This window comes from Streptomyces sp. 351MFTsu5.1, assembly GCF_000383655.1.
Lineage (GTDB): Bacteria > Actinomycetota > Actinomycetes > Streptomycetales > Streptomycetaceae > Streptomyces > Streptomyces griseorubiginosus.
In genome coordinates this window covers 308,854-322,212 of record NZ_KB911777.1, presented here as the reverse complement: position 1 = coordinate 322,212, position 13,359 = coordinate 308,854, and the positions used below count along the sequence as shown (strand labels likewise).

The window sequence follows — 13,359 nt, the reverse complement described above, 5'->3', positions numbered from 1 at the left end:
CGCACTGCCCGCCCCCGGGGCGACCACCGGGCCGTCCGGCCGGGCCGGTCACTTGACCTCCGGCTGACCATCGCGTCGCCCGGCCGGGGGTCAGCCGACCTTGCGGCCCCTCATCGGCTCCGTCGGTGCCCCGGCGCCCTGCTGCATCCCGTGCAGGAACTCCTCCAGGACCTCGGCCGCGGTGTGCTCCGGGCGCCAGCCCAGTTCGGTCCGCGCGCGCGTGCAGTCCATCAGCGGCAGCCGCAGGACCGCGTCGAACAGGTGCGGGGAGGCGGGCAGCAGGTGCAGTCCCCACGCGGCCGCGATCGCCGAGCGGGCCGCGGTGCGGGGCAGCCGTACGGGCCGGGCGCCGAGCAGCTCGCCCAGCAGCTCCGCGTCCACGGGCGGCTCGCCCGCCAGGTTGAAGGCGCCCCGCACCTGCGAGTGCACCGCCAGCACATAGGCCCGCGCCGCGTCGTCGGTGTGCAGGGCCTGCACCCGCAGTCCGGGGATGTCCGGCAGGAAGGGCAGCAGCTCGGGCCGGGCCAGCTGGCCGGGCAGGAAACGGCCGCCGAAGATCCGGCGCTGCTCGGCGGCCGACTCCCGCTTGAAGAGGAACGCCGGACGCATCCGGACCACCCGGACCTCCGGACGGTCGCGCTCGAACGTGTCCAGGGCCCGTTCCAGATACGCCTTCTCCCGGCAGTACGCGGCGTCCGGCCAGCCGTGCGTCGGCCATGACTCGTCCACCGCGTGCTCCTTGGGCCCGGGGGAGTACGCGCCCACCGAGGAGGCGTGCACCAGCGTCGGCACCCCGGCCGCCGCGACCGCCTCGAGCACGCGGATGGAACCGAGGACGTTGGTGCGCCAGGTCGTCGCCGGGTCGTGCGTCGGCTGGAACGCCCACGCCAGGTGGACGACCGCGTCGGCACCCGCGAACTCCGCGGCCAGATCCGCCCGGGCGGACGCGAGATCGACCGCCGACCACTCGGTGCGGGCGGGCGACCAGTCCGGGATCCGCCGGGCCAGGCCCCGTACGGAGCCCACCTCCGGGTCCTCCGAGAGAAGGCGCACCACGCTGGTTCCCACGTTGCCGGTGGCGCCCGTGACCACGATCCTGCTGCCGCTTGAAGTGCTCACCTTCGGCTCCTTCGGGCCGCTGGTGCAGGGAACCGGCCGAGTACCCGCGCCTCGGCGATGCACGCGGTACCGCCCCGGGGACGCACGCGGTGCGGGGCGGCGCACGGCGCCACGAGATGATCCCCCCATGAGTGAGATCATCCTGATGTCCGACGCCCGCGTCGCCGCCGTGCCCGTCGAGGACAACGGTGAGCCCCTGGTCGACGTCCGCGGCCGGCTCCTCGTCGACGACCGCAAGCACGAGGACTCCCTGGGCGCGGAGGTCCATCTCCGCCAGGGCGTCCTGGACCGGCTGCTCGCCGCCGAGGCCCTGCTGCCGGACGGCCTGCGGCTGCTCTTCGTGGAGGGCTACCGGCCGCCCGCGCTCCAGCGGCACTACTTCGAGACGTACGCGGACACGCTGCGCGCGGACCACCCCGACTGGTCCGCCGACCGGATCCGCTCCGCGGCCAGCCGGTACGTCTCCCCGCCCGAGATAGCCCCGCACAGCGCCGGTGCGGCCGTCGACCTCACCCTGGTGAACGCCGACGGCCGCGAACTCGACCTGGGCACCGCTCTGAACGCCAACCCGGAGGACAGCGACGGCGCCTGCTACACCGGCGCCGGCAACATCACCGAGGAGGCGAAGGCCAACCGGGCCGTGCTCGGCGAGGCCCTGGCCGCTGCCGGGCTGGTCAACTACCCGACCGAGTGGTGGCACTGGTCGTACGGGGACCGCTACTGGGCGCTGGAGACGGGCGCGCCGGCCGCGCTGTACGGGCCGAGGGAACTCGGGGAGCTGTAGAGCCGTCCGCCCGGGCTCAGGCGAACGCGTTCACGCCCGTCAGCTCCGCCGACAGCGTCCACAGCCGGGCCGCCTGCTCCGGGTCGGTCGCCCAGGCCCGGACACCGCCGCTCTGGTCGCCGTCGACGGCGGGCTCGGCGATGTCGCAGTCCTCCAGGTAGACACCGCCCATGCCGTCCAGCTGGGGCGAGGTCGCCGCCCACACCTGGGTGGCCGCGCCCTGCTCGGGGCTCTTGAAGCCGGACGGGTTGAGGGCGTTGCCCTGTTCGTCGATCCAGCCGCGCTCGACCATCTCCGCCTTGGGCAGGTGGCGCTGCAACGGGGTGAGGATGCCGCCGGGGTGGAGCGAGAAGGCCCGCACGCCCCGCTCGGCGCCGAGCTTGTCGAGGTGGACCGCGAACAGGACGTTCGCCGTCTTCGCCTGGCCGTAGGCCTGCCACTTGTCGTAGCCGGTCCGCCAGTGGACGTCGTCCCAGCGCATGCCGGAGAAGTGGTGGGCGCGCGAGGACACCGACACCACACGGGCGCCACCGGGCTCGAGGGCCGGCCAGAGGCGGTTCACCAGGGCGAAGTGGCCGAGGTGGTTGGTCGCGAACTGCGCCTCCCAGCCGGGCCCGACCCGGGTCTCGGGGCAGGCCATGATCCCGGCGTTGTCGATGACGAGGTCGACCGTGCGGCCGGAGGCGAGGAAGCGCTCGGCGAAGGCGCGCACGCTGTCCAGGTCGCCGAGGTCGAGCACGTCCTGTTCCACCCCGTCGAGGCCGGCCAGGGCCTCCTTCGCGGTGTCCGGACGGCGGGCCGGGACGACGACCCGGGCGCCCGCCTTGACGAGGGCCTTGGTGGTCTCGAGTCCGAGCCCGGAGTAGCCGCCGGTGACGATCGCGAGCTTGCCGGACAGGTCGACGCCCGCGAGGACGTCGTCGGCCGTGCTGTGGGCGCCGAACCCCGAACCGATCTTGTGCTGTGCAGTGCTCATGACCGGAACGCTACGAATTGGAGTGCGCTCGAAGTCAAGCCCGGCCCGCACGAGGAGAAGGCCCCGGGAAGGAGAAAGCCCCCGGGAAAAGGGGAAGCCCCGACCGGACGGGGGAATCTCGGTCGGGGCGGTCAGGTGGTGGGTACGGATGGCGGTCGCCTCTCGGCGAAAGGCTCCACAGGGCTTCAGCCGAACGATCGTCCCTGTGGGCAAAAGGTGAGGCCCGGGGACACTGTCCCATCCGCACCCACGGTCTGTTCAACGGGCAACGACCCCGTGGTGTTCCTCGCCGGAGGCCGAATCCGAGTGAGCCGTGTCACCCTGCCCGGCCGGTCGGACGGTCTCGCTCCACAGGTTCTCGGCCTGGAGCAGCAGGGTCCCCAGGACGGTCGTACCGTCGGCACCCTGCCCGGCGTGCTCCCGCAGCCCGTCGTGGAGCCGCCCGCGCAGCTCCCGCATCGTCGCCATCGCCTCGTCGTCCGGATGCACGTCGTCGCCGGCCCCCAGTATCCGACGGGCCTCCGCGTGGCAGGCGTCGCCGATCAGTTCCAGCAGCCGGGCGTAGGTGTCCAGCACGGTCCCCGAGGGCGCGGTCGGGACGCGCTCGTCGTCGGCGGCGACGGCCAGGGTCCGGGTGAGCGCACGGATGTGCCCGGTGACCCGGCTCCAGCGCTCGTCGTCCTGCTCGGGCGGGGCCGGCTCGGGAGGCCGCCGTACGGCACGCAGCGGGGCGGCGGTCAGCCGCAGGCTCTCCCGGCTCCAGCCCCGGGCGGAGCGCAGCGCCTCCAGCCGGTGTTCGAGATGGGCCGAGGCGTGGGACCAGCCCTGGGTGTCCCACTCGCCGTCGCGCAGGTCACCGGCCACCCTGCGCAGGACGTCACCCGCCTCCCGGGCCAGGGCCGCGAGGTTCTCGCGGACGTCCCGCAGATGGATCGGCGGCAGTACGAACGCGTTCACGGCGAGGCCGATGACCGCGCCGAGCGCCGCCTGACCCACCCGGTGCCCGACGGAGGACGCGCCCGCGGCACCCGTGGCGAGGGTGAACAGCGCGGTGGTGGCCCCGTAGATCCCCTGGTCGCCGAAGCGGGGCCAGTTCGCGAGGAGCACCAGCGGCGGCACCGACAGCGCCACCGCGCCCAGCGTGCTCCCGGTGACGGCCAGCGCGACCGCCGCAAGAACGGTCCCGCAGCAGATCGCCGCGAGCTGTCGCGCCGCCTGCATGAGGGAGCTGTACACGGTGGCCTGCACCAGGACCACCGCCACCCAGGGCGCCATCAGCGCCATCGGGTCGCCCATCCACACGCCCGCCACCAGCCAGGCCAGGATCGCCGCGGCCGACGCCTTGAGGGACTGCACCACCAGGTCGCGCTGCCGCCCGGGACCACGCCAGGCGGCACGGGCCGCCCGGCCCACGGCACCGGCCTCCCGCTGGAGGGCGTACGCGGGCCGGGACAGCCTCCTCACCCCTTCCGTCACACGAGTCATCCGCTGCGGGTTCCGCGGAAACCCGCAGGTCATGCCAGGAAACTGTCCGCCAGGTCCGCCAGGAGATGCGCCGGGTCGTCGTAGACCGCCTGTGCGCCCGCCTCTTCCAGGTCGGCACGGGGGATGCCGCCGCACAGGACGCCGACGCAGCGCACCCCGGCTCGGGAGCCGGCCCGCATGTCCCAGACGGTGTCCCCGACGAAGACCGCGTTCCCGGCCGGTACCCCGGCCAGCTCCAGGGCGTGCTCGACGGGTTCGGGAGCCGGCTTGCCCTGCTCGACGTCGTCCGCGCTCGCCGTGGCCAGGATCGCGTCGTCCGCGTCGATCGCCCGGCGCAGCGCCGACAGCTCGGCGCCGCCCGCCGAGGTCGCCAGCACCACCCGCCAACCCTCGTGATCGAGCCGCCGCAGCAGCCGCCCCGCGTCCCGGAGGGCCGGCAGCCGGTCGAAGTACTGCCCGTAGAGGGCCTTGTGAGCGGCGCTCAGTTCGGCGTCCTGGTCCTTGTCGCGGTCGTCCCCGAGCAGATGGGCGACGAGGTCCTCGGAGCCGAGCCCGATGGCCCGGTGGACCGCGTGCATGGGCACCTGGTGGCCCGCCTGCCGCAGCGCCTCCCACCAGGTCGTCACATGCAGGTGGTTGGTGTCCACCAGGGTCCCGTCGACGTCGAACACTGCCGCCCGTTCCATGTACTGCCCCTCTCCTGTCGTGCCGTCCCGGGTACCACGTCAGGCGGTCGTCACTCGGGACGGCACCCGGCCCTCCCGGGACCAGGCCAGCAGCTCGTCCATGCCCCAGGTGGTCACGATCCGCTCGGCCGGCACCCCGCACTCCTCGGCCCTGGCGCACCCGAGGATCTGCCAGTCGAGCTGTCCGGGCGCGTGCGCGTCCGTGTCGACGGAGAACAGCACCCCCGCGTCGACGGCCTTGCGGAGCAGCCGACGGGGCGGGTCGAGGCGCTCGGGCCGACTGTTGATCTCCACCGCCGTGCCCGACTCGGCGCACGCGGCGAACACCTCGTCGGCGTCGAACTCCGACTCCGGCCGCCCCCGCCCGGTCACCAGCCGCCCCGTGCAGTGCCCGAGGACGTCCGCGTGCGGATTCCGTACGGCGGCCACCATGCGCCGGGTCATCGCGCGGGCGTCCATGCGCAGCTTGGAGTGCACGGACACCACCACCACGTCCAGGCGGTCCAGGAGTGCGGGTTCCTGGTCCAGCGAGCCGTCGTCGAGGATGTCGCACTCGATGCCGGTGAGCAGCTGGAAGGGCGCCCAGGTCTCGTTCAGTGCCGCCACCACGTCCAGCTGTTCCCGCAGCCGCTCCGGGGACAGCCCGCGGGCCACGGTGAGCCGGGGGGAGTGGTCGGTGAGCACGGCCCACTCGTGGCCGAGTTCCGCCGCGGTCCGGCCCATCTCCTCGATGGGGCTGCCGCCGTCGGACCAGTCGGAGTGCAGATGGCAGTCGGCGCGCAGCAGCGCCCGCAGTGCCGCGCCGCCCCCGGCTTGCGGCGCGTCGGCCTCGCCCTCCAGCTTCTCCAGGTAACCCGGCACATCTCCGGCCAGCGCCTCGCGCACCACCTGGGCCGTCTTCGGGCCGATGCCCTTGAGCGACTCCAGCGATCCGGCCTCGGCGCGTTCGCGCACCTCGTCCGCGGGCAGCCCGGTCAGCACCCGGGCCGCCGTACGGAAGGCACGGACGCGGTACGTCGGTGCCAGGGAGCGCTCCAGCAGGAAGGCGATCCGCTCCAGCGCCTCGACGGGATCCATGGCCACCTCCTCCACCCAGCGTTCCCCAGGGACACGGGGGCCGCACGACGGGCGAGCGGATCGTCCGGTACGCACCCGGGTACTCCGGCAGAGGCAGGGCCACCGCCGTCGGGTGGGCCCGGGCGGGGATGCTCCTCGACATCGAGGCCGGCGGGCCCGACCCCTGCATCCCGCTGGGCCGCCCGGGTGACGCCCTGGAGACCGCGTCCCGGCTCACCGACCAACGGCGGCGCCCGTGAGACCCGCACATCTGCTCGGCCGAGACGCGGTGCCCGCCCCGCCCCGTGGGGCGCCGTCCGCCTCTCCCTCCCGCGGGATGCGTTCTACGCTCGTTCCATGACCGAAATCGCGAGCCCGCACATCGCCACCCCGCGGATCATCGTGCTCGGGGTCCAGCCGACCACACCGCCCTTCCGGATCGTGGAGATCGACGGGGAGGTGGTCGGTGAGGCGCGGACCGTCACCGACGTGCTGGAGGCGGCCGCCGCCTTCGGCATCACGGTCCACGACCTGGACGACCCGGACGTGGTCCGCTGGGTCGGCGGCGACAAGTTCACCTGGACCCGGCACTGACCCACCGGCTCAGCCGACCGTCCACTTCTGGTTGGCGCCGCCCGTGCAGGTCCACAGCTGAAGCCGGGTGCCGTTGGCCGGATTGTTCCCGGTCACGTCGAGGCACTTGCCTGCCTGCGGGTTGACGATGTCGTGCGCGGCCGTGACGGTCCACCGCTGGGCCCCGGAGCCGTTGCAGTCGTAGAGCTGGACCGCCGTCCCGTCCGCGGTGCCGCCGCCCGTGACGTCCAGGCACTTGCCGAGTGCCCGGACCGTGCCGTCGGAGCCCACGGTCCACTGCTGGGCCGCGGTGCCGTTGCAGTCGTAGAGCTGGACGGCGGTGCCGTTGGCGGGGTTCGCCCCGGCGACGTCCACGCACCTGCCCGCGAGGCCCCGGATCGCCGTGCCCGTCGCGGAGTCGCTCGTGGTCACCGAGACGTGGTCCACCACGAGTTGCTGCGGGAAGGACGTCGAGCCGTCCGGGTCGCCGGGCCAGTAGCCGCCCACCGCGAGGTTCAGGATCAGGAAGAACGGCTTGTTGAACACCCAGGTCCGGCCGCCCAGGTCGGCCGGGGTGCGCCGCTGGTAGACGGTCCCGTCCACGGACCAGGTGATCGAGTCGGGTGCCCAGTCGACGGCGAAGGTGTGGAAGGCGTCGGCGAAGGCCTGGCCGTTCGGCAGGGAGTAGCCGGCGCCGATGCCGCCCGAGCCGGAGTAGCCGGGGCCGTGGATGGTGCCGTGCACGGTGTTGGGTTCGAAGCCGACGTTCTCCATGACGTCGATCTCGCCCGAGTCAGGCCAGTTGACCGGCGTGCCGAGCATCCAGAACGCCGGCCACATGCCCTGTCCGCGGGGGATCTTCATGCGCGCCTCGACGTGTCCGTACTGCGCGGTGAACTTTCCCGAGGTGTTCAGCCGGGCCGAGGTGTACTGGCAGGTGCCGTACCAGCACTGGTAGCCGGCCGGGTTCTCGCGCCGGGCCGTGATCACCAGATGGCCCTGGCCGTCCAGCGCGGCGTTCCGGTTGCCCGCCGTGTAGTACTGCCGCTCGTGGTTGTTGACGTTGTCGCCGGTCTCGATCTGCCACTTCGAGGAGTCGACCGCGGCTCCGGCGGGCCCGTCGAAGGTGTCGGAGAACGTCACCGCGGCGGCCGACGCGACGGGTGCGTCGGCCGCCGCGGTACCTGAGGCGAGCAGAACGGCGGAGAGGGCGGCGAGGAGACATCTGCGCAGCAGGCGTGAGGAGGCCACGGCACATCCTTCGAGGTGGGGGTGAAGGTGTCGCCTCTTGATTTAAGGAGTGAACTAAGGGGTCGTCAACCCTTTGGTACGGACCAGAAGTCGGCCGACCCCGAAGACCCCTACGCCTTGTTCGCCGCCGGCTTCCTGGCCGCCGGCTTCTTGTGCACCGCACGGCTCAGCCGCCGTCCCAGCAGCAGGTAGCCGATCAGGGCGCCGGCCGTGTTCAGGATGACGTCGTCGATGTCGAAGGCCCGCCCCTCCACCAGGGCGCCCTGCGCGAACTCGACCAGCAGCATCACCACGGCCGTCAGCAGGGCGATCCGTATCAGCCCACGGGTCTTGGGAGCGATGATCGGCACCAGGATCCCGAACGGCACGCCCAGCAGGATGTTCCCGCCGATCTGCTTGACCGCGTCCCGCGTCTCGGGCTGGTCCAGATAGAGCTTGAGGGAGGCGCCGGGATGCAGGTTGGTGTGGGTCAGATCCACCGACGCGGGTGAGGGCTCCAGGGTGAGCCGGGCCAGCACGACGGCGAACGCCACCATGAAGGCGAAGGCGAACACCATCGCGACGAACCGGACGACGAGAGAGAGCGGACTGCGCCGGGGGCGGGCGGGTTTCGCCTCGGGCTCCCTCTTGGCGCGTTTCGCCTCGGGCTCCTTCTTGACGGTGCCGGCGTCCGACGCCGTTCGCGAACGTGAGAGCGCCCAGGCCATTGCTTCCTCCACTGTCCAACTTCCCTGTGTGGGAGGCCTATTACCCCCGAAGGTCGCGGAGATGCCGTCGGGTCCCGGCCACCCTCGGTTTCCCTTCGTACGGTCGGGGCACTGGGGGCTCAGTACCGCGCGCGTCGCCCCCGCCCACCCCCGGCGCGGTGTTTGGATGGCGCGCGACGGCCGTGTCGCACGGCCGGGTTCCGAGGAGGTGGCGCATGACCGGGCGGACCACGCTGCTCGCCGCGGCCGAACTCCTCGCCTGGTGGGCCGCGCTCGCCGCGCTCTGGCTCGTGCTCATCAGCACCGTGGACACCCTGGAACTCGCGGTCGGCGCGGCCGTCGCCGGTCTCGGCGCCCTGGCCGCCCGTGCCGCCCGGCAGGCGGTGAGCGAGCGGTGAACGGCTGGATCCTCGCGGCGGCCGTCGTCCTGGCCGGGGGAGTGGGCGCCACTGTGTGGGGCGTGGCCACCGGTCCGCTCAGGCGCCGGGTCGTGGCCCAGAACCTGTGCACCGCCTTCGCCTGCCCCGCCCTGCTGCTCCTCTCCCAGGGCTACGACCGCCCCTCCTACGTCGATCTCGCCCTGGTCCTCGCCCTCCTGGGCCCGGTCGGCACCCTCGTCTTCGCCCGGCTGCTCGCCGACGAACTGGCCGACGACCCGCCGAGCGCCTGGGGACTGACCTACGCGGCCGCCGCCGTCGGCGCGCTGGTCGTGCCGGCCGTGTGCGTGGCCGCCGGACCGAGCCGCGCGACGGCCAAACTGCTGTTCGTGGGCGTCCTGCTGATCGGCGGGAACATCGTGGCCTCGCGCGCCCTGTCCGGCGGATTCCCGGAGGCCCGCCATGGCTGACGCGGTCATCGTCGTCGCACTGCTCCTGGTCGCAGCCTCCGCGACGGCGGCGGTGGCCGCCCGCGACCCGGTCCGCCAGGCCCTGGTCCTGTCCGTGCTCGGTGTGGTCCTCGCGATCCTGTTCACCGTGCTCCAGGCACCCGACGTGGCCCTGTCCCAGCTCGCCGTGGGCTCCGCGCTCACCCCGCTGTTGCTGCTGCTCGCGGTCCACAAGGTGCGGCGGCGCGGCCGCAGGGAAGGACCCCGTAGGTGAGCCGGCGCTTCCGGCTGTGGCTCGTGGCGGTGGGCGGCGCGGGCCTCGCCGCCCTGTTCACGGCCGCCGCCCTCGACCTGCCCGCCTTCGGCGGCGACCACCACCCCTACGGCGACCGCGCCGTCCACGCCTCCCTCGCCCGGCACACCGCCAACGTCATCGCCTCGATCAACTTCGACCAGCGCGCCTTCGACACCCTCGGCGAGATGACCATCCTGTTCGCGGCGGTCATCGGCTGCGGGGTCCTGCTGCGCCAGACCCGCGACGAACACCGCGCCGCCCCCGAACCCCAGGAGCCGGCCCGCCCCGTCCGCCGCTACGCCCTCCTCGTCCTGCCCGTCGCCCTGCTCACCGGCCTGTACGTGATCGCCCACGGACAGCTCAGCCCCGGCGGCGGCTTCCAGGGCGGCGTGGTCGCCGCGACCGCCCTGCACCTGCTCTACCTGGGCGCCGACTACCGCGCCCTGGAACGCGTCCGGCCGGTCGCCCTGTACGAGACCGGCGACGCCGTCGCCACCTCCGCCTACGTCGTCACCGGCCTCGCGGCCCTGATCGGCGGCTCGGCCTTCCTCGCCAACACCCTGCTGCCGTACGGCACTTTCAACACGCTGTCCTCCGGCGGCACCGTCCCCCTGCTGAACGCGGCCGTCGGCATGGAGGTCGCCTGCGCGGTCGTCGTGCTGCTCGCCCGCTTCCTGGACCAGGCCGTCGAGATCGAGGAGGGGAACGGGACATGATGGACGTCCTTCCGTACCTGGCGGCCGGCTGGGTCTTCCTGACCGGCTGCTACGGCCTCGCCACCAGCCGCAACCTGATCCACGCCGTGGGCTGTCTGTCGGTGTGCCAGGCCGGCACCTACGTCCTCCTGCTGGCCGTCGGATACCGCGACGACGCCACCGCACCCGTCTTCTCCGACCTGGAACCGGGCTCCCGTCCGGTCGTCGACCCGCTCGTGCAGGCCCTGACCCTGACCGACGTCGTGGTCGGCGCCACCGTCACCGCCCTGCTGCTCGCCCTCGTCGTCCAGATCTCCAAACGGCACGGCACCGTCGACCCCGACGAACTCTCCGAGCTGCGCGGCTGATGGACGACCTGCTGCCCCTGCTGGTGGCCGTACCCCTGTTCGGCGCGGCCCTGCTCGTCGCCGGCGGCCGCCTGGTTCCCCGGCCCGTCGCCGAGACGGTGGGCTGCGCGGTCGCAGCGGCCACCGCCGCCCTCGCCCTCGTGCTCCTGCTGAACTCCTCACCGCCCTTCCTGGAATGGGCCGGCGGCTGGACGCCCGTGAACGGACAGAGCGTCGGCATCGTCCTGATCGGCGACGGCCCCGGCCTGGGCATGGCCGCCCTCGCCTCCCTGCTCACCCTGGCGGCGCTGGCGTACGCCTGGCACTACTTCGACACACCGCCCAGCGGCCACGCCGGGTCCTTCCCCGCACTCCTGCTGCTCTTCCAGGGCGGCATGTGCGGCTTCGCGATCGCCGGCGACCTCTTCAACGCGTTCGTCTGGTTCGAGCTGATGGGCGTCGCCGCCTACGCCCTCACCGGCCACCGGGTCGAGGAGGCGAGGGCCGTCCAGGGGGCGCTGACCTTCGCCGTCGTCACCTCGCTCGGCGCTTACGCCCTGCTCATGGGCATCGGCCTGCTCTACGCCCGCACCGGCGAGCTGGGGATGCACGCGATCGGCCGGGGCCTGGACGCGCACGGGCGGCCGGACGCCCTGGTCCTGGCCGCGTTCGTGCTGGTGATGACCGGGCTGCTGGTCAAGGCGGCTGCCGTCCCCTTCCACTTCTGGCTGCCCGACGCGCACGCCGTCGCACCGACCCCGGTGTGCATGCTGCTGTCGGGCGTCATGGTCGAACTCGGCACCTTCGGCGTCTGGCGGGTCTACGGCACCGTCTTCGCCGGCCCCGGCGGGGTCCCGGCCCCGGAGTTCGAGCGGACCCTGGTGACGCTGGGCGCGCTGACGGCCGTGATCGGCGCGGTGATGTGCTGGTACCAGCGGCACATCAAACGACTGCTGGCCTACTCGACGGTCGCCCACACCGGGCTCTTCCTCATCGGCGTCGGCGCGCTGAAGCCCGAGGCCGACGACGGGACCGCCCTGTACCTCCTCGGCCACGCCGGGGTGAAGGCCGCCCTGTTCGCCTGCGCCGGCATCCTCCTCGACCGCTACGGCAGCGTCGACGAGCCCGCGCTGCACGGCAGGGCACGTGAACTCAAGGGCGTGGCCGTGCTGTTCACCCTGGGCGGCCTCGGACTCGCCGGGCTGCCGCCCTTCGGCACGGCGCTCGGCAAGTCCATCACCGAGGAGGCCGTCGGAGGCCCGCTCACCGTGCTGTACGTGGCGGCGAGCGCGGTGACCGCGGCGGCGGTACTGCGGGTCGCCGGCCGGGTGTTCCTGGGCCTCGGGCCCAAGCCCGCCGAGGGGAAGGGTTCCGGCTACGAGACGACCGGGTCCGGTGAGCGGCCCGAGACCCGGCACCGGCTGAGCCGGATCCCGGACACCATGACGGCGGTGCCCGCGGTGCTGCTCGCCGGGTCCCTCGCCGTCGGCGTGGTCCCGGGTTTCGCGAGGGTGGTCGCGCAGTCGGTCAACGAGACCGGCTCGGCGGGCGTCGCCGTCTCCGCGCACTGGACCCCGGCCGGCGTCCTGCTGGGTCTGCTGTCGACCCTGCTGGCCGGGGTCCTCGCCCACCTCGCGGTCACCCGTCCGAAGACGTTCGCCGCACCGGACCGGGCGCTGTGGCTACGGCGCCTCCAGTCCGGGCACATCGGCGACTACGTGGCATGGGTGCTGGTCGGCGCCACCGTGCTCGGCGCCCTCACCCTGCCGGGCCTGCTCGGGGGCTGATCAGCTGCCGTAGACGACCTCGACCTTCTTGAAGCCGAGGGAGCCCAGCAGTCCCTTGAGCATGGTGGTCGTGTTGATCTCCGCCCTCTTGGTCAGCTCGCTCTCCTTCGCCGCCTCCGTGATGTGCCTGACCGCGAGCTTCTGCACGGCCTGCTCGCTGTTGGGGTTGTCGGAGAAGAAGTCACCGAGCCGGTCGAGCAGCCCGCGCTGCTTGGAGACCGCGTAGGAGCGGTCCGCGTCCAGCGTGGCCTTGCCGAGCTGGGCGTGCGGCAGATGGAGCGTGGCGGCCGTGCGGTCCCCGTTGACCGTCACGTCGTTCTTCGCGACCTTTCCGAGGTCGACATAGGCGTCCACAGCGCCCGCCCCCACGTAGAGGGTGCGGGAGCCGCGGATCGCGTCGGGCAGGAACTTGGTGTCCTTCTCCAGGTCGACCACGACCTGGAAGTTGCCGGAGGCTGCGTCGTAACGGCTGATGTCCTGGATGGACTCCAGAAGTGCGGGACCCGACCGGTCGTGGGTCTCGGTGCCGAACAGGTCCTTGAGGCCCGGAATCACACTGAGCCTGATGCCGGCGAAGAACACCACGAGCACCACCACGACGGCGGTGAGTACCTTCGCCCAGCCGGGCATGCGCCTGGACACGCGCCTTATGGGAGTCGTCATGCGACGGCCCTCCTTCCTGACTGCACGGATGCCCGGCCGCGACCCTCAAAAGCCTGGCGGCACCGTCTTGTTGGCTGATTGGAACACTGCCGGGACACTCGGGGGCGGA

The 13,359-nt window shown here is 72.9% G+C and carries 16 protein-coding genes; 8 read left to right on the top strand and 8 right to left on the bottom strand.

Features of this window, described 5'->3' with window-relative positions; translation table 11 throughout:
• Positions 1-90: 90 nt before the first annotated feature.
• Positions 91-1,119 carry an SDR family oxidoreductase gene (locus H295_RS0108070; RefSeq protein ID WP_028809175.1) on the bottom strand — a complete coding sequence of 343 codons (1,029 nt, stop codon included), beginning with the start codon at positions 1,117-1,119 and terminating at the stop codon, positions 91-93.
• A 127-nt stretch (positions 1,120-1,246) separates the two neighbouring features.
• On the opposite strand from H295_RS0108070, the gene H295_RS0108065 reads away from it, so the two are divergent.
• A complete protein-coding gene (locus H295_RS0108065; protein ID WP_020134840.1) occupies positions 1,247-1,903 on the top strand; it encodes a M15 family metallopeptidase in 657 nt (218 codons plus the stop codon).
• A 16-nt stretch (positions 1,904-1,919) separates the two neighbouring features.
• Here the strand turns inward: H295_RS0108065 and H295_RS0108060 are convergent, their stop codons facing one another.
• The 4 genes from H295_RS0108060 to H295_RS0108045 form a co-directional block, all read right to left on the bottom strand.
• The gene (locus tag H295_RS0108060) at positions 1,920-2,879 is read right to left on the bottom strand and encodes an SDR family NAD(P)-dependent oxidoreductase (RefSeq protein ID WP_020134839.1); all 960 of its coding nucleotides are present in this window, start codon (positions 2,877-2,879) and stop codon (positions 1,920-1,922) included.
• Between the two features lie 258 nt (positions 2,880-3,137).
• Positions 3,138-4,364, bottom strand: coding sequence for an FUSC family protein (locus tag H295_RS42895; RefSeq protein WP_078616595.1), 1,227 nt, complete (start codon positions 4,362-4,364; stop codon positions 3,138-3,140).
• Between the two features lie 29 nt (positions 4,365-4,393).
• The gene (locus tag H295_RS0108050; RefSeq protein ID WP_020134837.1) at positions 4,394-5,050 is read right to left on the bottom strand and encodes an HAD family hydrolase; all 657 of its coding nucleotides are present in this window, start codon (positions 5,048-5,050) and stop codon (positions 4,394-4,396) included.
• Between the two features lie 39 nt (positions 5,051-5,089).
• Positions 5,090-6,127 carry a PHP domain-containing protein gene (locus H295_RS0108045; RefSeq protein WP_020134836.1) on the bottom strand — a complete coding sequence of 346 codons (1,038 nt, stop codon included), beginning with the start codon at positions 6,125-6,127 and terminating at the stop codon, positions 5,090-5,092.
• 336 nt (positions 6,128-6,463) lie between these two features.
• On the opposite strand from H295_RS0108045, the gene H295_RS0108035 reads away from it, so the two are divergent.
• The gene (locus H295_RS0108035) at positions 6,464-6,700 is read left to right on the top strand and encodes a hypothetical protein (RefSeq protein ID WP_020134834.1); all 237 of its coding nucleotides are present in this window, start codon (positions 6,464-6,466) and stop codon (positions 6,698-6,700) included.
• A gap of 9 nt (positions 6,701-6,709) precedes the next feature.
• Here the strand turns inward: H295_RS0108035 and H295_RS0108030 are convergent, their stop codons facing one another.
• Both H295_RS0108030 and H295_RS0108025 read right to left on the bottom strand, forming a co-directional pair.
• Positions 6,710-7,930 (bottom strand): glycoside hydrolase family 16 protein, encoded by a 1,221-nt coding sequence (locus H295_RS0108030; RefSeq protein ID WP_020134833.1) that lies wholly within the window; start codon positions 7,928-7,930, stop codon positions 6,710-6,712.
• Positions 7,931-8,040: 110 nt separating this feature from the next.
• Positions 8,041-8,637, bottom strand: a complete 597-nt coding sequence (locus H295_RS0108025) for a VanZ family protein (RefSeq protein ID WP_020134832.1) — start codon at positions 8,635-8,637, stop codon at positions 8,041-8,043.
• A gap of 215 nt (positions 8,638-8,852) precedes the next feature.
• Here H295_RS0108025 and H295_RS0108020 point away from each other — a divergent pair, with 215 nt between their 5' ends.
• Genes H295_RS0108020 through H295_RS0107995 form a run of 6 tightly spaced genes read left to right on the top strand, consistent with a single transcriptional unit; the run spans position 8,853 to position 12,587 of the window.
• Positions 8,853-9,035 carry a hypothetical protein gene (locus H295_RS0108020; protein ID WP_020134831.1) on the top strand — a complete coding sequence of 61 codons (183 nt, stop codon included), beginning with the start codon at positions 8,853-8,855 and terminating at the stop codon, positions 9,033-9,035.
• The gene (locus tag H295_RS0108015; protein ID WP_020134830.1) at positions 9,032-9,484 is read left to right on the top strand and encodes a monovalent cation/H+ antiporter complex subunit F; all 453 of its coding nucleotides are present in this window, start codon (positions 9,032-9,034) and stop codon (positions 9,482-9,484) included. The genes H295_RS0108020 and H295_RS0108015 overlap by 4 nt, the downstream gene beginning before the upstream one ends.
• Positions 9,477-9,737: a hydrogenase subunit MbhD domain-containing protein gene (locus tag H295_RS0108010; RefSeq protein ID WP_020134829.1), complete on the top strand. Its 261-nt coding sequence runs from the start codon at positions 9,477-9,479 to the stop codon at positions 9,735-9,737. The genes H295_RS0108015 and H295_RS0108010 overlap by 8 nt, the downstream gene beginning before the upstream one ends.
• A complete protein-coding gene (gene mbhE, locus H295_RS0108005; RefSeq protein WP_020134828.1) occupies positions 9,734-10,474 on the top strand; it encodes a hydrogen gas-evolving membrane-bound hydrogenase subunit E in 741 nt (246 codons plus the stop codon). The genes H295_RS0108010 and mbhE overlap by 4 nt, the downstream gene beginning before the upstream one ends.
• Entirely contained in the window at positions 10,471-10,821 is a 351-nt protein-coding gene (locus H295_RS0108000; protein ID WP_020134827.1) for a sodium:proton antiporter, read from the top strand. The genes mbhE and H295_RS0108000 overlap by 4 nt, the downstream gene beginning before the upstream one ends.
• Positions 10,821-12,587, top strand: coding sequence for a complex I subunit 5 family protein (locus tag H295_RS0107995; protein ID WP_020134826.1), 1,767 nt, complete (start codon positions 10,821-10,823; stop codon positions 12,585-12,587). The genes H295_RS0108000 and H295_RS0107995 overlap by 1 nt, the downstream gene beginning before the upstream one ends.
• Here the strand turns inward: H295_RS0107995 and H295_RS0107990 are convergent, their stop codons facing one another.
• Positions 12,588-13,250 carry a DUF4230 domain-containing protein gene (locus tag H295_RS0107990; protein WP_028809174.1) on the bottom strand — a complete coding sequence of 221 codons (663 nt, stop codon included), beginning with the start codon at positions 13,248-13,250 and terminating at the stop codon, positions 12,588-12,590.
• Between the last annotated feature and the right edge of the window lie 109 nt (positions 13,251-13,359).